The organism is Streptomyces sp. NPDC046197, from assembly GCF_040646295.1.
Classification (GTDB): Bacteria; Actinomycetota; Actinomycetes; order Streptomycetales; family Streptomycetaceae; genus Streptomyces.
This window is the reverse complement of the sequence record NZ_JBEYZY010000031.1, coordinates 14,204-33,299: the sequence shown is the minus strand read 5'-3', so window position 1 is coordinate 33,299 and position 19,096 is coordinate 14,204. Positions and strand designations below refer to the sequence as shown.

Below are 19,096 nucleotides of genomic sequence, written 5' to 3'. Positions count from 1 at the left end.
TTGTCGACGTAGGAGTTGTTGAAGCTCCCCCTTTGACCTGGACAGCCCAGCCGGCGACGCCGCGGCCGGCCGGCACCTCATCCCTGGGTGGTCCAGGTGCTCGCGCCGCCCGGGCCGCCCGTGCCCGAGGTTCGCGCAGAGTCCGCGGAGGCGACGGGAATCTGCTCGGGCGTACCAACGGGCAGCCGGTGGGCCGGACCGGTGGCCGGGCGCGTGGGACTGCCGACCCCGGCGAGCTTCTCCACCTCGAACGCCAAGGCCTCGCGGGCCGTCTTGAGCTGCGTCTCCACGGACTGGATGGCGTCGAGGAAGGCACGTGCCCAGGCCAGGCGGCGTTCCAGTTCCTCGAACTCGGCGGTGTAGTGCGTGCCGGAGCGGGCGCGGTACTCGAGTACGGCCCGCTCGGCCTCCTCCTGGGCCTGGCGCTGTGCCTCACGCAGCACGTCGTGGTACTGCCGACGGGCCTGGTCGGCGACCTGCCGGGCGTATTCGCGCGCCTGGGCGATCAACGAATCCGCCTGCTGCTGGGCGCGGGAGAGCAGGTTGACGGCCTCGACGGTCGGCTGCCCCTGGGATACCGCCTTGCCGGCCCGAGCGGCCTGCCCGTCCGCCTGCTCTCCCCGCTCGCGGTAAAAGTTGCGCAGCCGTTCGTTCTCGGCCCACAGCCCGGCCAGGTCCTGGTGGAGCGCCGTCATCTCGTCGGCGACTCTCAACATGAAGCGCCCGACCTCGTCCTCGTCCAGGCCGCGCCGGCCGATCGGGGTACGGGTGAACTGGTTGGTGCGGATCTGTTCGGGTGTCAGCCGATACTGGGTCTGGTGGTAGGGCGTGTTCATGACTCGATGTCCTCCCCGTGAGACGCGACGCCGTACTGCTCGCCACCCAGGCCGGTGAACGATTCGAACCGGATGCGCTCGACCGGTGTGCCGGCCTGCGCGAGGCGCTGAACCGAGTCGCGCACCATATGGTCCGAGCCGCACACGTATACCTCGTGGTCGGTGAAGCGGCCGAGGCGCAGCGCCACCTCCACCGCGGTGCCGCTCTCCTGGGGCCGCAGGGAGACCTCGGAGACGGCCGGGATGACGCTCAGCCAACGGTGGTGCGCCTTGGCGAGAGCCTCCAACGCGGGCCAGTCGTACAGGTCGTGGCCAGTGTGCGCGCCGACGACGAGTGTCACCCGGCGTTCCGGCCGCCCGGCCCGCTGCCCGGCGACCTGCTCGGCCAGGGCCTTCAGCGGCGCCAGCCCGGTGCCGCCGGCCAGCAGCAGCAGTGGCCGGTCGCCGTCCGGGTTCAGCGTCAGCCGGTTGCCGACCGGGGCGCCGAACCTCAGCACGTCCCCGAGTTGGATGCCGTGCACCAGCGCCGAGGAGACCGGGCCGCCCGGAACCATGCGGACGTGCAGCTCGATGGTGCCGTCCGGGCGGGGAGCGTTGGCCGGGCTGTAGTAGCGCCACATCCCGGGACGCAGATGGGTCGCCACCGCGACGCTCTGGCCCGGCAGGAAGTCCAGGCGGTAGTTGGCCTTGACGGTGAGCACGGCGACGTCCAGCGTGCGCCGTTCGTGGCCGATCACCTCGGCGTCCCACCAGGGCGGGCTGCTGTTGGTGGCCTCCTCGGCGGCCTGGCGCATGACCTTGGCCACGAGCTCGTACGCCGCCTGCCAGTCGGCGGCCAACTGGTCCGTCCACTGCGGGCCGAGGAAGTGGGCCAGCGTTCCCAGCAGCGCGGAGCCCACCGCCGGGTAGTGGTCGGCCAGAACGCCGAACTTGCGGTGGTCCCTGCCGAGTTGCTCCAGGAAGGGCACCAGCTCGTCCACCTGGCCGACGCGGGACACGATGGTGCCCAGCGCTCCGAAAAGCTTGTCACGCTGCCCTGCCATGCCGATCGGGAACATGTCCCGAGTCTCGGGATGGGTGAAGAACAGCGTCGAGTAGAAGAACAGCGGTACTTGGTCGCCGTAACCGGCCACCACGTTCCAGCTCTCCTGCAAACGGCGAGCGTCAACCACAATGTCAGGCTTTCCGCACCAGTTCGTCGGAGGGCTGCCGGACGATCTGCTCCTTGACCGCGGCGAGCACCCCGGCCACATGCATCAGCACGTCCACTCCGACGCGGTTCTCCCACAGCACGCCGAGCAGCACGTGACCCACCCGCTCGTAGTGCTCCCCGGTGACGCCCAGCCCCTGGTGCGCTTCGGCTAGCTCTCGCCCGGCGTAGTTGTCCGGCCCACCGAGGACCTTGGTCAGCATCAACACCATGTGGCGCTTGAGCGTGGGCAGGTCGGTGCCCTCGAAGTACGGGGCCAGCTGCTCGTCCTGCAACGCGTGGAGATAGAGGTCGTCGACGACCTTCTTGACGGCCGGGGCGCCGCCGATCTGCTGGTAGAATGCCGAGATCTCCGGGTGGTCGCCTGGCAGCTCCTTCGCGTGCGTCTCGGCAGCTTCGTCGAGCGTCATGTCTGTCATTTGGGCCTTTCTCATCTGTGGTCTCAGATGGCGGCACATAGATGCGCCTCATATCCCGGCTCTTGCGCGCCCCCGTTCCCCGGTCGGCGGATCCGGGCCGCGGCCGGGATCTCCAGCCGCCTGCCTTACGCACCGCCGCGTCCGCCGCCGACGGTGATGTCGCCCAGGACCTCACCGAGCCTGCACACCAGGTGTGTTCCCCCGAGGTGTGCCGGGTGTGTGCACCGCGGCAGGGCCCTGATCCCGTTCGGCCGGAAGCGGATGCCCGTGATCCTGTCGTACGTCGACAGTGAGTCGCAAGCCTGTCCATGCGATCGCCATCGCGTGTGTTGGCGTGATCCGACCGGTGCTGGCGGAGTCGTCTGTGCGCTCGTAAGTCCCTTGCCACCAGCGGAAATTGTGGATCGGGGCGGGAGGGGAGTCAGGACACCGAGGGTGAGCTCGGCGTGATCACCACGGATCGTGTGGCATAGAACACAAAGAGTGAGAACAGCCGCATGCGGGGCGCCGTTTGGGCATCGCCCAGTGCTCGACCCCTCGTCGGCGGGCGGCCGCTGAGACGGGTGACTTCCCCGCTGTCCGAGGCGAGTTGACCCCCAGCCTTTAAGACGGTGGCCTATGTGGTGAGGCGGAGCAGTCGCTTGTAACAGCACAGTGCTGCAGCGAGGCCAAGAAAGGCGAGGTAGTTGCGGGGATGGCGTTCGTAGCGGGGGCTGAGTCGGCGGTAGCCGGACAGCCAGGAGGTTGGGTCGGCCGCGCGGCGAGGTGCTCGCCGTGAGGGCGAGTCCTGTTCCGCGCGGCCTCCCGCCGAACCGGACTTGACGGTTTCCCGGTCATCCGGCTCTCCAGTGACTACTGCGTGAATGGTTTGGCTGGCCGTTCAGAATGGATACGGTCGTGGCAGATGTCGCAGGCCACGACTGTTTTGCGGCGCCGGTGAAGCATGATGCGCGCCCGGTCGGAAGGCTGCCATCCGGCATGTGCGAGGTCGGCGAGAGCGCGGACGTGGTGCACTTGCACGTTGCCCTTGCTTCCGCAGATCTCGCAGGTATCCGCCAGGAGTCTCGCGATGAGTTCCTTCTGCGGTTAGTCCACCCGGAACGGGCGACGTAGAGCTCGCCCCAGGCGCGGCCGTGCTGTCACGATCGGCGAGTTTCGCCGCCTGCTGCCGTTGGAGGGGAGCGTTACTCCTGAATTACCCTGGCATGGGACTTCCTTGAACTTGCCGTCCTAGGGTCGGAAGCCGCAGCTGCGAACGGGGCGGGGGTATCAATGGGCGACGGCAAGGTCCCCGGCAAGGTGCTGGACATCAAGACCGCCGACATCAAGGCGGCGGCACCGGCCTTCCAGAAGGGCGCCACCGATCTGAGCAAGGCCCTGACCACTCTCATCAAGACCCTGGACGGCCTGGGCGAGCCCTGGGGTCACGACGAGCAGGGCAACCAGTTCGGCGGCGTCTACAAGCCGCACCAGAAGTCGATCGAGAGTGCGGCGGGCATCCTGGTGCTCGGGCTGACGAGCATTCACGAGGCCATGGTGGACATGTCGGACGGGCACGTGGAGAACGACAAGCTCGTCGCGGGCATGTTCAAGGAAGTGAAGACCGGCAAGCAGAGCGACGGTGCCGGTGAGCGTTGAGTCCAAAGCCCGCCACATCCTTCTCGACATGGGCCTGTGGTGGCCCGAGGCCGACCCCGACAAGCTGCGGGACGCGGCGAATGCGTGGCGTGCGTTCGCCGAGTCGGTGGATGACGTCCGTTCCCCGGTGCACCGCAGCGCGTCCGAGATCATCCACAACAACACGGGCGAGTCGATCGAGGCGTTCCACAAGTTCTGGGACCGCTATGCCAAGGGCAAGGACGGCGGCTGGCTGAGTGACCTCGCGAAGTCCTCGCGGGATATGGCCAACGCCTTGGACAAGTTCGCCGACGGCATCGATGACGCGATCAACAAGCTCTGGGCGCGGATAGCCATCGACGCGGTTGTGATCGCGGGCGGCATCACGCTGGCCATCATGACCGCGGGTATCGCCTCGGGGGCGGCGGCGGCTGCGGCGGACGCGGTCATCGAGTTCGGCGCCACGATAGGCGTCGGGGTCTCCGCAGTGGTGGCCGACATCATCGGAGGTGCCTTCGCCGGCGTCGCGTTCGGCGGGGTCGAGTCGGTCACCATCGACGCTGCCGTGGCCCAGCCGCTGCAGATGATGGCCGGTCTGCAGCACGGCTTCAGCCTGGACGAGGTCAACCAGGCCGCCAAGGACGGCATGATCTTCGGCGGCGTGCTCGGAGCGGGCGGCGGCCTGATGACGTCGAGCATGGAAGGCGGCCTCGCCAACACCACCCCGCCCCTGCTGCGCCCGCCGTCGCTCCGCCCGGACCTGGTCGATCTGGGCCGAGCGGCCCGCAACGCCGACGACACGCCGTGTGTGGGCGAGCCGATCGACGTGGCGACCGGCGCCATGCTGATGACGCAGACAGACCTGACCCTGCCGGGCAGTCTGCCGCTCCAGTTCACCCGCACTCACCTCTCCTCCTACCGGGGTGGCGTCTGCTTCGGCCCGACCTGGATCTCCACCCTGGACGAGTGCCTCCAGATCGACGGCGAGGGAGTCGTCTTCGCCGCGGCTGACGGCATGCGCCTGGTGTACCCGGTGCCGGAGCCGGGCGTGCCGACGATGCCGGTGAAGGGCGCTCGCTGGCCCCTGGAGTGGGACGGCAAGCCGGACGGTGCGATGACGGTCACCGACCCGGCGACGGGCGTGACCCGCACCTTCGCCGCACCCGTCCCCTCCCCGTCTTTCGGCGTGTTCCACCTTGCCCTCGATTCCTGGAGCGACCGCAACGGCAACCGCATCGACGTCGAACGCGACGACGACGGTGTCCCGTTCGGCATCCGCCACTCCGGCGGCTACTACGTCGCCGTCGACACCCAGGGGCCGCGCATCACCGCCCTGCGCCTCCTGGACGAAGGCCCGTCCCGTTACCGCCCGGGTACCGCGCCCGATGAGGGCACGGTCGTGATGCGCTACGGCTACGACCGGTCGGGCAACCTGACCGAGGTCATCAACTCCAGCGGCGAGCCTCTCCGCTTCACCTACGACACCGAGGGCCGGGTCACCCGCTGGACCGACCGCAACGGCACCTGGTTCTCGTACGTCTATGACGAGCGCGGCCGGGTGGTCCGTACGGAGGGCGTGGACGGCATCCTGTCCGGCTCCTTGGAATACGACGACGCGAACCGCACGACCAGGTACACGGACTCCCAAGGCCGTGTCTCCGTCCACCAGTACAACGCCGAGGGCCTGGTCGTGGCGGAGACCGACCCACTCGGCCACGTCACTCTCACCGAGTGGGACAAGTACGGAGCCCGGCCGCTCTCGGTGACGGACCCTCTCGGTCACACGACCCGGTACGCCTATGACGACGCCGGCAACCTCACCGAACTCACCTTGCCGGACGGCTCGGTGGCCCGGGCTACGTACAGCGCGCTGAGCCTGCCGACCGAGGTGGTCGAGCCGGGTGGGGCGGTCTGGCAGCACACCTACGACGAGCGGGGCAACCTGCTGGCGACGGTGGACCCGACCGGCGCCGAGACCCGGTACGTGTACGACGACGCGGGCCGCCCGACGGCGATCACGAACGCGCTCGGCCACACCCGCACCGTGGCGTACGACAGGGCGGGCCTGGCCGTTGCCCTAACGGACGAGCTCGGCCTCACGACTTCGCTATGCCGGGACTCCTTCGGCCGCATCGTCAAGATGACGGATCCGCTGGGCCACACCATTCGCATGGGCTGGACGTCCGAGGGTAAGCCGTCCTGGCGGGAGCAGCCCGACGGCGCACGGGAGACGTGGACCTGGGACGCGGAGGGCAACCTGCTCGCCCACACGGACCCGGCGGGCATGAGGACCCAGCTGACGGCGACACACTTCGACCTGCCGGCCGCCCGGAAAGATCCGGACGGCGCCAGTTACGACTTCACCTATGACACCGAGCTGCGCCTCACCGCTGTCCGCAACGCACAGGGTCGCACCTGGACGTACAACTACGACGAGGCCGGCCGCCTGGTCGCTGAAACGGACTTCAACGGGCGCACCCTGACGTACGTCCATGACGCGGCGGGTAACCTGACCGCCCGGACCAACGGTGCGGGCGAGGTCTTGTACTTCACACGGGACGCGCGTGGTCGAGTCGTCGAACAGCGTGATGGCGCGGGCGACATCACGAGATATGAGTACGGTGGCGACGGCAGGTTGTCACGGGCTCTCAACGCAGACGCCGAGATAGTGCTAGAACGGGACGCCTTGGGACGCGTTCTGTCCGAAGCCGTGAACGGCGGCACGACGACGTACGAGTACAACGTGCTCGGGCGTTGCACCCGCCGGGTCACACCTTCCGGACTGGTGTCGACCTGGACATATGACGAGGCGGGACGCCCGGCGGCACTGCACTCGGACGTCGGCTGGCTGTCCTTCACACACGACGCACTGGGTCGCGAGACCGAGCGCCAGGTGGGCGAGAGCGTGAGGCTGGCCCAACGCTGGAGCGCGAGGGGCCGACTGACCACGCAGTCGGTGACAGCGACGGCGACATCGAGCGAGGCCGATCGACTTCTCCAGCATCGCAGTTACGCGTACCGAGCTGACGGCTACGTCACCGAGATCCGTGAGCTGACGTCCGGCACTCGCCAGTTCGATCTGGACGGCGCTGGCCGCGTCACGAGTGTGCAGGGTCAGGGCTGGACCGAGACATACGCCTACGACTCGGTGGGCAACCTTGTGCAGGCGACAGCACCCGGACACGACTCCCCCGGTGAGCGCGAGTTCGACGGCACACTCATCCGCCGTGCGGGCCGTACCTTCTACGAGCACGACGCGCAGGGAAGGCTGATCCGTAAGACACGCAGGCTGCTCAACGGGCAGACACGGACCTGGACGTACTGTTGGAGCGCCGAGGACCGCTTGACCGAGGCGGTCACACCGAACGGCGACCGATGGCGGTATCTCTACGATCCACTCGGTCGTCGCATCTCCAAACACCGTATCGCCGAGGACGGATCTCCGGCAGATCGTGTCGAGTTCTCCTGGGACGGCACCCGCCTCATGGAGCAGGTTCGTGCCTGCGGCAGGGTCACGACCTGGGACTACGAGCCAGACACGCACCGTCCGGTCGCACAGATCGACCACAGCCGAGTCGATCGCAGCTCCGGCACTTCCTTCCTCGCGAAGCTGGCTCAGGAGACGGATCCGGAGACCGCTACACGCTTCCACGCGGTGATCACTGATCCCGTCGGCACTCCCATGGAGCTTGTGTCGGCGTCCGGGGACGTCGCCTGGCAATGGCGGACCTCGCTGTGGGGCACCCGTATGCCTGGCTCTACAGCGGATGACTCCAGCCTGGACTGCCCGCTTCGGTTTCCGGGGCAGTACAGCGACGCAGAGACGGGGCTGAACTACAACCGGTTCCGTTACTACGACCCCGACACCGCCCGGTACACGGCTCCCGACCCACTCGGCCTGAAGCCCGCCCCTCACCATTACGGCTATGTGGAGAACCCCTGGGCTGCCAGCGACCCACACGGCCTCGCCAAGTGCCTCGATGACCTGTCGAAGAGCGGCGAGCGACCGGACAAGGGGAAGCTCACCCGTGCCGGACGCGAATATCAGAAGCACATGAACCGGGGAGACCTTGACGTCGTGCCCGGTAAGCAATTGGATTCGGCCGGTCAGAACCTTCTCGATGATATTCTGACCAACCCGAACACGACCCAGGTTCCCGTTACTTCGGGAAACTTCGCCGGAGGAACTCGATATATCATGCCGGATCCGGCCGGCGGCCGCGGATTCGGGGCTACATTCGACGCCAATGGCGATTTCCAGTATTTCGGACGGTACTAGCTATGATCACTCTTCTTCCCTGGCTCGAGGAGCCGCTCTACCGGGAACGGCTGGCGACTCTCCTGTCAGACGTCGCAGACGCACCGCTTACGGCAGTGCGCTATGTAGCCCCGTCGGGTGGAACGTGGCCCGAAGGCCATCGCGCGGACCGCGGCGCACACGAAGTTGACATGGCGGTTGCCCTCACCCTGGGCAACGGATGGGTCCTGGCGGCGTCCTGGGCCATGGACGGCCTCAACGAAGGCTTGGCCCTCGAACTGACGGAACCGGGTGACACACCGGACCTCTCCGGAACAGCTGTCGACGTGTCCGGACGAGCCGAGTGGTCCGAGTTCCTCGGGATGACTCTTACCGGCATCACGCCTGTGACACATGTACCGAATGAAGGATGCCCGGCAATGCCGTGGGCTGTCCGGCTTGATTTCTCTGCTGCCGCCCCTGTGACAGTCGCCCTGGGAGAGTCCGCCGGCTCCGGGTTCACCTACATGCCGGACTCATTGGTCGTCATCTTCGATGAGAAGGAGGCCGCCGCATACAGAATTCCCGCCAGCTCCGAACCCGCCCTCGGTCACAGGTGATAGCACCGGTCGGTGCGGCAAGCCACCCCCGAGCTTGTCGCCTCCTCGGGGCCGGTCTGGCAGCCCGACGTCACCACGATGCACGCCGGGAGTCCTGGGCTGCTGCCGCCGGGCAAGCCGCTCATCGACGTGGCGCCCTACTGCGCACCGCACCATTGGTGCAGCGGCGACCGGTGAACACCAGGGACTCCCAGGCGTCCCGCACTCCGTGATCGTTCGGGTCATAGCGGCTCGCGAGCATCTGCAGGTTCGCTGGGTCGGCCAGGGCCCGGGCGACGGGGCCGGGAAACGGGCGACGGGCCTTCGGCTTGGGGGTGTGGCCGGTGGGAATTTGTCACCGAAGGACTCTTCGGGGTCCTGGACGCAGGAAGCATCTCCACGGAGTCCGCTGACTGGTCCAACGCCCTCGCTGCGCCCATGACGCAGGGCGCGTTCGTGATCACCGGCATCAACACCGGCGAGGTATGCGTCAGCACCCGGACCGAGCAGGGCCCTCCCCCCGCACCAGAAAGCGATGAGTGGGAGGAGATCGTCGAGGTCAGTGTGCACGCCCCAGCAGGACAGCTACAGGTGGAATCGCTCGAACTCGGGCCCGTCGAGGGCGCAGAGCTTCTCAGTCCCACCGGGCCCGGTTGGTATCGCATGCGTGTACACGCCCGGGGCGTGAGACCCTCCGCGACAAGACCAGCGCAGAACCCGTAGAGGACTACCTCGTCATCACGTGGCCAGCCCCTCCGGCCGAAGCCACCATCCTGCGCACCAGCGAACGCATCCAGCTGAGCCTTCACACCCCTCAGCCCACCCCGGCACGTCCATCCGGACCTCCTGACGGGTACAACCCCCCAGTCGCCAAACCCAACTGCTGAGTTCTTGGCATGGAGTCCGGGGCAGCCGTTATCCCAATCCCAGCGTCTTCAGCGCCGTCGTCCAGTCGGTGACGATCGTGTGCTGTGCCGCGGCCAACGCGACCTTCCCCGAGCAGACCGCGGTGTGGAGCTTCGTTTCCACCGGATCCTTCTTGTTGTTGATGCCGCCGCCCGTCTTATGGCCCGGATCGGCGGGCTCGACCCAGAGGTTGCGGTCGTCGTTGGGGTCGCCGCCGAGCTGCAGCGAGATGTCGGGGTCGTATTCGGCATCCGACAGGCTACCGGTGTAGCCGTAGAGGGGCGTTCAGCTTCTTCTCTTTGCTGGTGATCGAGACGGGCGGCCTGATGCCCTTGGTGTAGCCGCCGGGCCGACAGATCGTGGTCTTCAGGTTCGCCTGGGTGACTGCGGGGGAGGTCGCGCCGGGTGTGCACTTCAGATCCGGCAGCGGCTCCCCGCTCGCCGTCTTGCGGTAGTGGCAACTGCCAGCCGGCGGCTGCTGCTGCACCGTGTACTTCTTCTGCGGGCCTGCACCAACCGGGATCGTCTGCGTACCTGCGGGCACCGCGCTCCCTGACTGTCCTGCTGCCGGGGACCCGTCTTTCCCCGAGGCGCCCGAGTCCGAGTGCGCACCGGATGAACAGCCGGCGAGGAGCAGGCCGGACAGCAGCACGGACGGTACGGCGCGGCGGATGGAACGACGCGGCTCGATTTGTAGCGAATAAAGTGCATCGGTCTTGCGAGGGCTACGCCGATGGCACCACGGCCGCCTCTCGTGCACGACGTGTGTCCCGTACGGCAATGTGCGGTGCGACGCAGAAAAACGGCTGAGTTGCGGATCCGGCAGAGCTTTTGCTGGTCAGCCGACTGCCGGGTGCCTGAATCGAGTTGTAACCTCTCGATGCTGCTGCTGTTCCACTCCCGCTCGATCGAGTTCGGAGGGAGCCCGCCATCAACGGTGATGAACTAGCGATATTCGGCGTCGCGTCCAGTGGGTCGGTCGAGCAGTGGGACGGCCACCCCACCCCGCCCGGGATCCTCCTGCGCTGGTTCCCACCGGATGGGCTCGATTTCCCGGACCTGGGCTTCGAGGTGTACCGGGCGTTAGTGCCCGACGTTCCGCCACTGCCGTTCAACGAGCTGAACGTGCCCTTGGTGGAAAGCAATCCCTTGTGGACGTACGGGAGCGTCACGCTGAGCTGCGCTAGAGGGCTGCATTTCCAGCCAGCCCAACTACCGGGCTGGTACAGCCTGCAGGTCGCGCCGGGCGCGCCGGTCACGCTCGAATTCGCGTACCCCGCCTGGCTCGTACGCGTCGTCTCCGCCGACGGCACGTCCGACCTGACCGTCACCGGGTTCAGCTCGGGGCGCGAACGCACCCGCCAACGCTGTGACTTTCCTGGCCAGACCGTCGAGTGGCGGACCCGAGGGCTGCAGCGCCTCGTCCTCGAGGGCACAGGCTCAGTCTCCTTCGTGGGCTACCACCTACTCGACGGCAAGGCGTCCTGGCAACACCTCGCGCACCTGTGCCTGCCGATCGCCGACCCGGCGTACCCCTGCGGCTCCCCGGCCGGGCAGACAGAGGAGCAGATCGCCATCGCCCGACTCCCCAGGCCCGTGGCGGCCGAGTGGCCGACCCGTTTCGCGCCTCAGTTCGGCGATCTCGCGGCCGCGCTGCACCGCCTCGTACGAAACCTGTCGGACCTGCCGCCCGGCTGCCTGTTGTCCGCGGTCACGCTGCCCGGGGGCAACGCCCTGCTCTTGGAGAGCCCCGAGCCGCTCGCCTGGGACCGGATCCAGGTCACCGCGACCCGGCACGCGGACATGCCGCTCGTTCGGGCACGCAGCACGCCCACCCGCGCGTTCGGCCGTCCCGACAAGGGCTTCTCCGTCGCGGACGGCGGTGTGCTCTGGCAGGCTGGTACCGAACTCTGGGTGCGCAACGGCGCCGTCCGCCCGCGTGCCAGCGGTGAGCCCCTGGACGTCACCGTCTCGGTGGACCGGGCGGCGATCAGCATGTCGCTGACGCTCGCGCTCGACGGCGGCGCGACGGCGACGCTGATGAGCGCCCCCCCGAACCTTGCAGGGCCGAAGACGGTGCCCGCTGCGCCCGGCGGCGACATGGTGGAGGTGAAGATGGAGGCCGCCGGCCTACGCGGCGTCTCGGTCACGGGCGTCGGCGTCGGCGTGAGTGCGGTGGAGGCGAACCGGCCGTTTGTACCGTCCCCGCCCGCCGGTGCCCTGCGGATCACCGACGTGGCGTTGCCCAGCATCCAGCCGAACGACCACCATGCGACAGTGGTGGCGATGGCGCCCGTGCCGTCGCTGTCGGGCTGGACGCTTCGCTGGATCGACGCCGTCGCGCCGGGAGAGCCGGTCCTCTACGCGGAGCTGCCGGACGTGCCGCTCGGCGACGGCGAACGGCTGCGTCTGTTCCCCGGTCTCAGCCAGGTGCCACCTGGAACCGACGTGCCGGCGTACGCAGGAGGACCGGGCGAAGACCCGCCCGCCCACGGCGTCGTACTGCAGCTCGTCAACCCGGAGGGGACGGTTGCGCACGAGACCGCGGCAATGCCACCGTCTCCCGGGACGCCGGTGCGGGTGGTGAGCGTCGAGGATCACGACGGCACCCGCGCCCTCCTGCTGCCCGTGACCGGCGCCGGCTTCCCTGCCGGTTGGTGGACGCTAACCGTCACCGCCCGTTCGGACGCCGGCCCCGACGTTCTCACCTGGACGTCCGCCGGGGCGCCCGCCAACCAGACTGCCGTCCTGGAATTTCTGCTGGAGTGATCACTCCCGTGGATCAGGGCCGTGCGCGCCCCCTGTCTCTCGCTGCGGTTCGGCCGTCGGTACGCCATAGGGACGAACATCCCACGTCGCGCCGACGGGGCTGTTGGCGCCTGAAGGTTGCTGAAGGAGGGTTCGTTGTGAGTACTACGCCGTACCTGCCACGTCAGCTCGAAGTTCTCAACGAGGCTCTGCTTGCCGCGTCGAACCCGATGTGCATCCTGGTCTATGACACTCAGGGCGTCGGGCCTTTGATCGAGCACATGTGCGGGCGGCCAGGGGCCTATGAGGAGCTCGTTGACGGCATCGCGTGGTTCCGGATCTCCAACTACCTCCCAACCGGTGAGAGGCTCGTCGAGCGTGTTGTAGAGGCCTCGCAGACCGCGGATTGGGTCTTTCTCCATGTCGGCACCGGAATCTTGCCCGAGCCGGTCTTGCATCTCCTGAAGTTCATAGCTGACTCCGACGCGGACGCACCCAAGATCGTCGTTGTCGGTGAGTGCGCTGACGTGACGTCCGGCAACCGTGCTCTGCAACAGCTGTTCCTTGAGATCGGTACGCTGATCCCTTTGGTGGCCCGGTCATGAGCAGGCGCGTCGACTTCACTAGGTTTACGGCCTCCCCTGAACCGAACAGGCGGGCCGCTCGCACCGTGGACGCCGTGGTGTCCTCTGTCGGGGCAGGGCTGTGGGGAGCACCGAACAACGAAGAGCTCCGGGCCGACGAGATAGCTCAACTGCCGGAGTATCGATACTACTTGGAGCAGAGCCTCGAGCCGCGCGGCGTCGCTTCGATCGCGTTGGTGGACTGGTCGGCGTTGCGCGACGCGTGCGAACTCCTGGAGGCCGACCTGGGCCCGATTCGCGACCCATTCATCGCGCTGGCGAACTTGTCGGTGGTGGTGGGTGCGGTGATCTTCCACGACCGCCTCGTGGTGCTGGACTACGGCGACATGGCCGCGCGCGCGAACAGGCTGCTCGGCATTGACGGCCTTGTCCGTAGCCTGCAACTCGCTGAGGAGGGACCAGGCTTGCGGTTGCGGCTGGTCCTGGACGAGCACTACTCGTGGGCCTGGCACGAGCTCGGCGGAGCGACGGAGGGCGGGGCGCCATGGATGGGCTGGCTGCGGGACGCTTGGACTGAGCTGTTGCCCAGGGCCGGCTTCCCGAACCATGCGAGCGAAGCGATCGAGGCCGAACTGGGATACAACACCTCCCCGCAGCGAGAGAGCTTCAAAGAGGCGCTGTTCGGCATCGAACGCGGATCGTGGGTGCGCGGCGAGAGCACGGACGCGCTGATCCTCGACAACGACATCCGTGCGCTGATCTACGAGCGATTCGCACAGTCGCTGGACACGGCGCTGGCGCAGGATCAGACCAGTCCCTCAGTAACCTACGTCGGCGGCTGTCTGCGCTCGCCGATGCTGCTGGCGCGCGCCCGCTGGGCCGATGAAAGCCTGAAAGTGACCACGCAACCGGAGGCATTCTTGCAGCGTGTCTGGGCCCAGCAGTGGAGCGAAGACCGCCGTGACGTCCGCCTGCCGTTCTGGATGACCGCAGTTCTGGCCTCATCGACCAGCCTCAGCGAGGTCGCAGACCGTGTGCGCACGCTGCGCCGCACCGCCCGCAGAGTCCGGAGGCGTCGCGGGGAGCTGGCTGAGTGTCTGCGGCGCGGCGAGCCAAGCGCGACCCAGCAGCTTCTGCAGGCGTTGGCTGCGGATCTGGGCGGGCTGACCGCTGACTGGGAAGCGATCGCCGGCGCCGCGCTCGAGGTGGGCGCTATTGCTGTGCAGACTGTGGCGCCAGCGATGCCCAAAGAACTGGTGAAGCCGGCTCTTGCTGGTGCGAAGGTCATGGGGGATGGATGGCTTCGCGCGTTGGCGCTGCGGCTGTTCAGGCCGAGAGCGTACGCCGTGTACCGAATGGCGGCCGACGCTCGCGAACTAACCGACGTGCTGGGTACTGCCTCCCGGCTGTTTCAGTTCCCCCAGGCGTATGCGGCGCAACCGGTGGACTTCATGCGGCGCCTAGGCCGTGTGGCCTGGATCGCTTGAGGGCCTTGAAGGGCGTTCTGCCTCGTCGGCATGACAGTGCTTTGCGTGTCGTCAGTTTGATGGCGACACCCGACGGCGAGTGAGATGCGGTGTGCAATATCCCGCGGGTTCGGCCGGGCTTCTTTCCTCCGTTGCAGCAGGTCATCCGGGCAGGCGGGACTGGCGAGCCAGTGTGGATCATGATGGGTCTTCGGAAATCCTGAAGATTCATCATAATCCACGTACAGATGCGCGGGCCGATGCCTGCCGACTCCCTGATCAGACTCCGTCTTCAGGCACTGAGCATCATGACGAACTCATGAGTTGTTGCACACCCGAGGGTGGTCGCTTACCTGGCCACCTGTACCGATCATTCCGTTTCGCTGCAAATTCATCGATGAGTCGGTAAAGCGAAAGGGTCGTCCCCACATAGGCCATTTGTCTGTCGATGGGCATGATCGGCTGTCATACTGCCCGCACTGGAGCCGCGGAAGGCTCAGCGCCGGCATCAGGGGGATGTCATGGGCGATCAGGCTTACTGGAACGCCGGGGACCGGCCCCGGATCTTCATCAACTGGCAGTCGTTCACCGCGCAGGGCATCGACAATGCCTGGCAGGGTCCGGTCACGGACGCGGTGATCAACGCGTACACCCGGTGGCAGAACGCGGGGGTGGACTGCCGCTTCCAGTTCTGGGACTACACCAACCGGACCGAACCGCAGGACGGCGAGATCATCGTGTCGATGAACGAGCGGCACTGCGACACGACGCGCATCGCCTCGACCTTCACCAGCCGACGGAAGGCGAGTCTGGTCGTGCACCGCAAGAACGGTGCCGACCTCACGCCGTGGCGGCTGGTGCCGTTCAACGCCCAGCCGGGGCAGATCGACCTCCAGGGCATCTTCGTCCACGAGCTGGGGCACTGCTTCTGGCTCGACCACAGCCCCAGCGACCATGACGCCATGTTCAGCGGGTACGGCTATCACCGCGCCCGGTTCGGGCCCTGGGAGGGCGATGTCGCCAAGGTCAAGGCGATCTACCGGGACATGGACCGCAACCGGCTGCGCGAGTTCCGCTCGGTCGACGGCGGCGGATCCTGGTTCGCGCAGGGTACCCAGATCACGGACTACAACAACTACCAGGCACGGACCTGCCTTGCTCCGGGCGTCACCTCCATCGGCAGCAGCGGTCTCTTCGCGCTCGGCTGGAGCCACCCCAACCGCATCCCGACCTGGCTGCGCACCGACGGGGTCAACTTCCTCCTCAACGGTTGGGTCTACTACGGCGGCGAACGCTCCGTGCACGGCCCCGCTCTGGCCGACGAGCCCGGCGGGCTGATGCTCATGGCCTGGGTGCACAACGACAACAACGGCAGCATCCGCGTCGTCCGCTCCACCAACCAGGGTCAGAGCTGGGCCTGGGCGAACACCCCCGCCGGCGCCACCACCTTCGGCACGCCCGGCCTCGCCTCCACCGTCGTGAACGGCCGCCGCGTCTGGGTGCTCGCCTGGGCGCACTTCGACCGCGCCGACCACGCCGGCACCGGCCGCATCCGCGCCAGCGTCTCCTACGACGACGGCTGGACCTGGTCGACGCCCACCGTCGTGCCCACGAGCTACGACTACAAGTCGCTCGCTGGCATCTCGCTCGGCGCCGCCCCTGACAACCGGCTGGTGCTGGGCTTCTCCTGGGCCGGGCCCGACATCTACTCCATGAACCTGGTCAGGAGCCTCGACTGCGTGGTCTCCGGCGACCGGCTCGTGCAACGCGGGACCGGTTTCTCCAATGACCGCACCCGCACTCAGCCCGCCGTCACCTACGATCCCGGCCGCAACTTGTTCCACCTGTCCTTCCGTGAGCAGAACTTCCTCACCTCGTTGCGCGTCGCGCAGAAGGAGTGGCCCAAGACGTCGTGGTCCGCGGCCCAGCAGCTGCCCAACTCCACGTCGAGTACCGCGCCGTCCCTGGCCCACAGCCGCGTCGGCAACAACCTTCTCCTGTGGTACGGAGGCGAGTGAGCCATGGCGACGTATCTGACGACCACGCCGACCCTGCTCCAGCGCATCCGCGATTGCCAGGCCGTCGTCGTCCTGCGCGAACGCATCCTGGAGTCGGTCACCCCCGACCACGAGGCCCGCGTGGTCCGGCAGTTGGGAACCTTCCGGGCCACGCCCGTCGAGGTGCTCAAGGGCGGCGACGAGGGCGAGCTGACGATCCGTATGCCGGGCACGGGACCGGCCGACCAGGTGGCCTGGCAGCTCTCCCCGGAGGACGACGGGCCGCAGGTCGCCTTTCTCGTACGGGAGAGCCGCACCTCCTGGGTGCCGTACTTCTCGAGTGTCTTCCCCCTCGACGGAGAGACCGTGCTTCTGCCGCAGGACGTCGAGGACGACCGGCCCGGCGAGGAGGGCTCCCTGGACCTCACGGCGCTGCGCGCGCTGATCGCCCAGGCGGCCGAGGAGGCACGCGAACAGGAGACGAGGATGTGGGAGGCCGAGCCCGAGACGGCCGCCCGCACGGAGCCCCACCCGGTCCTGGAGACACCCGAGGCTCCGGCTCCCGGCGGTACCGCCGCCGCGCCGGACGCCCCGGATCCCGGCGGTGCATCCGCGGCTCCGGACGCCGGTCCGGAGGCACCGGAGGCGTGATCTGGCAGGGCGTCGTCTGAGCAGGCCTGGCGTCGCGGTGCCGGGCAGAGCACCTCGCTCGACTCGCCCTGGAACACGGGTGTGCAACAACCCATGAGTTCGTCATGACGCTCAAATACCTCAAGACGGAGTCTGATCAGGGAGTCCGCAGGCATCGACCCGCACATCTGTATGTGGATCATGATGAATCTTCAGGATTTCCGAAGACCCATCATGATCCACACAGGCTCGCCAGTCCCGCCTGCCCGGATGACCTGCTGCAACGGAGGAAAGAAGCCCGGCCGAACCCGCGGGATATTGCACACCCAGGTGGGCACACCATGCGACGCTGCTTTGGCGTTGGAGAACTGTGTTGATCAGCCGTTGCTTCGCTTGTGTCCATCAGCCGAGCTCGCTGCAACACGCTGAACTTGACAGGGAAGCGCAGGGCGTGCCGCGCCCGGTAGGTCTCGGGCATGCCGGTGACCGCGGTCCGCTCCCGCCCGAACCGCTTGATGACCGCGTCGTACACCTCTAGGCGCCGCTCGGACTCCACATCGAGGTCGATGTCCGGCAGCGACGTACGCCGCTCGCTGAGGAAGCGCTCGAACAGCAGCCGGTGTCCGAGAGGGTTGGCCGTGGCGACGAACAGCGCGTGGTTGACCATGGAGCCGGCGCCGGAGCCGCGCGCGGCGACCCGGATTCCCAGCGCCCGGGAGTCCGCGACGACCTGGGCCACGGCCAGGAAGTACCCCTCGAAGCCCAGCCGGCCGATGACCTCCAGCTCGTAGCGCAGCTGTCGTACGGCACGCTCGTCCCGCTCCAGACCGCGAGCGACCACGCCCGTCTCACACCGCTGCCGCAGCAGCCGCATCGCCGAACCACGCTGGGGCCGTCGTCGGCGCCGGCTGTTCCGCCGCGACCCAGTCATAGATCCGCGGCCCCTTCGCTCCGTCGCCGCAGGACAGCCGCTGCCAGGCGTCACCAGGCGCTTCGCCGATGAGCTGGTCGATGCGCCAGATTCCGGCCAGGGACTTGATCTGCTGGGACTTGGGCACGGCGACCACGTAGCCGACGTCGAGTTGCTCGAGCAGGCGGCGGAAGTGCCAGTCCTGGCCGTAGGCCTCGTCCGCGGTGACCCAGGCGGCGGGCAGACCGGCGGCCAGGCTGCGGCGCACGATGTCCCGGGCCAGTTCCCCCTTGGTGGCAAAGCCCCGCTCGTCGGGAATTTTCGCCGCCCGGCAGCGCTCGCGGTCCGACGTCCAGGACTTGGGCAGGTAGAGCTCTCGGTCGACCAAAGCCCTGCCCGAGCCAGTGGCGTAGGCGGCGAACACCCCGACCTGGCAGTTGTCGATCTTTCCCGAGGTGCCGGTGTACTGCCGACTCACCCCCGCCGACGTGCTGCCTTTCTTGATGAAGCCGGTGTCGTCGATGATCAACACCCCGCCCGGGCCAAGCCGTTCGGCGACATAGGCCCGGACATCGTCCCGGACCGCGTCGGCGTCCCATCGGGCGCCGTTGAGCAGGTGCTGCAGACCTGCCGGGTCGCGGTGGCCGGCCCACTCGGCCAACTGCCAGCCGTTCTTGCGTCCCACCGGCGCCAGCAGACCGCGGACATAGTCCCGCATCCGCCGACGCAGATCCACCCGGGCAAAGCGGCCCGCCACCCGAGCGAACACCGCCTCCAACTCACCCTGCCACTGGTCGACTTCGACTATCGCCTCCAGGCGAGGCTTCCTCCGAGGGGGTCGGCGCAGCAAGTGTGCCTGGCAAATCGCCGCCGACGGCAGGGCCCAGGGTCCGTCGGCCACTGCTCTTACTGGCCTTTCACCAGCAGGTTCACCCGG

Annotated in this window: 15 protein-coding genes and 2 pseudogenes; 9 read left to right on the top strand and 8 right to left on the bottom strand. The window is 67.7% G+C overall.

Annotated features, from left to right (window positions below):
- Positions 1 to 77 precede the first annotated feature (77 nt).
- From AB0A61_RS31895 to AB0A61_RS31875, 5 genes and pseudogenes are all read right to left on the bottom strand, one after another.
- Complete coding sequence (locus tag AB0A61_RS31895; protein WP_361300001.1) at positions 78 to 836, bottom strand: DivIVA domain-containing protein; 759 nt, start codon at positions 834 to 836, stop codon at positions 78 to 80.
- Positions 833 to 1,990 (bottom strand): globin domain-containing protein, encoded by a 1,158-nt coding sequence (locus AB0A61_RS31890; RefSeq protein ID WP_361299998.1) that lies wholly within the window; start codon positions 1,988 to 1,990, stop codon positions 833 to 835. The genes AB0A61_RS31895 and AB0A61_RS31890 overlap by 4 nt, the downstream gene beginning before the upstream one ends.
- Positions 1,991 to 2,012: 22 nt before the next feature.
- A complete protein-coding gene (locus tag AB0A61_RS31885) occupies positions 2,013 to 2,456 on the bottom strand; it encodes a group 1 truncated hemoglobin (protein WP_361299995.1) in 444 nt (147 codons plus the stop codon).
- Between the two features lie 625 nt (positions 2,457 to 3,081).
- Positions 3,082 to 3,207, bottom strand: a pseudogene (locus AB0A61_RS31880) (IS5/IS1182 family transposase); the annotation flags it as partial.
- Positions 3,208 to 3,317: 110 nt separating this feature from the next.
- A complete protein-coding gene (locus AB0A61_RS31875; RefSeq protein ID WP_361300118.1) occupies positions 3,318 to 3,479 on the bottom strand; it encodes a hypothetical protein in 162 nt (53 codons plus the stop codon).
- 258 nt (positions 3,480 to 3,737) lie between these two features.
- On the opposite strand from AB0A61_RS31875, the gene AB0A61_RS31870 reads away from it, so the two are divergent.
- The 4 genes from AB0A61_RS31870 to AB0A61_RS31855 are packed head-to-tail and all read left to right on the top strand — an operon-like array spanning position 3,738 to position 9,116.
- A complete protein-coding gene (locus AB0A61_RS31870) occupies positions 3,738 to 4,103 on the top strand; it encodes a hypothetical protein (RefSeq protein WP_361299992.1) in 366 nt (121 codons plus the stop codon).
- A complete protein-coding gene (locus tag AB0A61_RS31865) occupies positions 4,093 to 8,361 on the top strand; it encodes a DUF6531 domain-containing protein (RefSeq protein ID WP_361299989.1) in 4,269 nt (1,422 codons plus the stop codon). The genes AB0A61_RS31870 and AB0A61_RS31865 overlap by 11 nt, the downstream gene beginning before the upstream one ends.
- Positions 8,362 to 8,363: 2 nt before the next feature.
- Complete coding sequence (locus AB0A61_RS31860) at positions 8,364 to 8,939, top strand: hypothetical protein (RefSeq protein ID WP_361299986.1); 576 nt, start codon at positions 8,364 to 8,366, stop codon at positions 8,937 to 8,939.
- Between the two features lie 12 nt (positions 8,940 to 8,951).
- Entirely contained in the window at positions 8,952 to 9,116 is a 165-nt protein-coding gene (locus AB0A61_RS31855) for a hypothetical protein (RefSeq protein WP_361300127.1), read from the top strand.
- A 967-nt stretch (positions 9,117 to 10,083) separates the two neighbouring features.
- Here AB0A61_RS31855 and AB0A61_RS31850 read toward each other — a convergent pair.
- Positions 10,084 to 10,368, bottom strand: coding sequence for a hypothetical protein (locus AB0A61_RS31850; protein ID WP_361299983.1), 285 nt, complete (start codon positions 10,366 to 10,368; stop codon positions 10,084 to 10,086).
- Positions 10,369 to 10,958: 590 nt separating this feature from the next.
- Here AB0A61_RS31850 and AB0A61_RS31845 point away from each other — a divergent pair.
- The 5 genes from AB0A61_RS31845 to AB0A61_RS31825 all read left to right on the top strand — a co-directional run bounded on the left by AB0A61_RS31845 (position 10,959) and on the right by AB0A61_RS31825 (position 17,270).
- Positions 10,959 to 12,593, top strand: coding sequence for a hypothetical protein (locus tag AB0A61_RS31845; protein WP_361299980.1), 1,635 nt, complete (start codon positions 10,959 to 10,961; stop codon positions 12,591 to 12,593).
- A gap of 137 nt (positions 12,594 to 12,730) precedes the next feature.
- On the top strand, positions 12,731 to 13,177 hold the full coding sequence (locus tag AB0A61_RS31840; RefSeq protein ID WP_361299978.1) for a hypothetical protein: 447 nt from the start codon (positions 12,731 to 12,733) through the stop codon (positions 13,175 to 13,177).
- 65 nt (positions 13,178 to 13,242) lie between these two features.
- Positions 13,243 to 14,643 carry a hypothetical protein gene (locus AB0A61_RS31835; protein WP_361299975.1) on the top strand — a complete coding sequence of 467 codons (1,401 nt, stop codon included), beginning with the start codon at positions 13,243 to 13,245 and terminating at the stop codon, positions 14,641 to 14,643.
- 500 nt (positions 14,644 to 15,143) lie between these two features.
- Positions 15,144 to 16,640 (top strand): matrixin family metalloprotease, encoded by a 1,497-nt coding sequence (locus AB0A61_RS31830; RefSeq protein ID WP_361299972.1) that lies wholly within the window; start codon positions 15,144 to 15,146, stop codon positions 16,638 to 16,640.
- A gap of 3 nt (positions 16,641 to 16,643) precedes the next feature.
- Positions 16,644 to 17,270: a hypothetical protein gene (locus AB0A61_RS31825; protein WP_361299969.1), complete on the top strand. Its 627-nt coding sequence runs from the start codon at positions 16,644 to 16,646 to the stop codon at positions 17,268 to 17,270.
- 421 nt (positions 17,271 to 17,691) lie between these two features.
- Here the strand turns inward: AB0A61_RS31825 and AB0A61_RS31820 are convergent.
- Positions 17,692 to 18,132 (bottom strand): annotated as a pseudogene (locus tag AB0A61_RS31820) (DNA polymerase III subunit alpha); the annotation flags it as partial.
- The gene (locus AB0A61_RS31815; protein ID WP_361300115.1) at positions 18,098 to 18,895 is read right to left on the bottom strand and encodes an IS701 family transposase; all 798 of its coding nucleotides are present in this window, start codon (positions 18,893 to 18,895) and stop codon (positions 18,098 to 18,100) included. The gene AB0A61_RS31815 and the pseudogene AB0A61_RS31820, both read right to left, overlap by 35 nt.
- Positions 18,896 to 19,096 lie beyond the last annotated feature (201 nt).

Excerpts from the sequence above, each read along its gene's own strand:
- AB0A61_RS31895 (WP_361300001.1), bottom strand. The coding sequence starts at position 836 with ATGAACACGCCCTACCACCAGACCCAGTATCGGCTGACACCCGAACAG.
- AB0A61_RS31885 (WP_361299995.1), bottom strand. The coding sequence starts at position 2,456 with ATGACGCTCGACGAAGCTGCCGAGACGCACGCGAAGGAGCTGCCAGGC.
- AB0A61_RS31870 (WP_361299992.1), top strand. The coding sequence starts at position 3,738 with ATGGGCGACGGCAAGGTCCCCGGCAAGGTGCTGGACATCAAGACCGCC.
- AB0A61_RS31860 (WP_361299986.1), top strand. The coding sequence starts at position 8,364 with ATGATCACTCTTCTTCCCTGGCTCGAGGAGCCGCTCTACCGGGAACGG.
- AB0A61_RS31830 (WP_361299972.1), top strand. The coding sequence starts at position 15,144 with ATGGGCGATCAGGCTTACTGGAACGCCGGGGACCGGCCCCGGATCTTC.
- AB0A61_RS31825 (WP_361299969.1), top strand. The coding sequence starts at position 16,644 with ATGGCGACGTATCTGACGACCACGCCGACCCTGCTCCAGCGCATCCGC.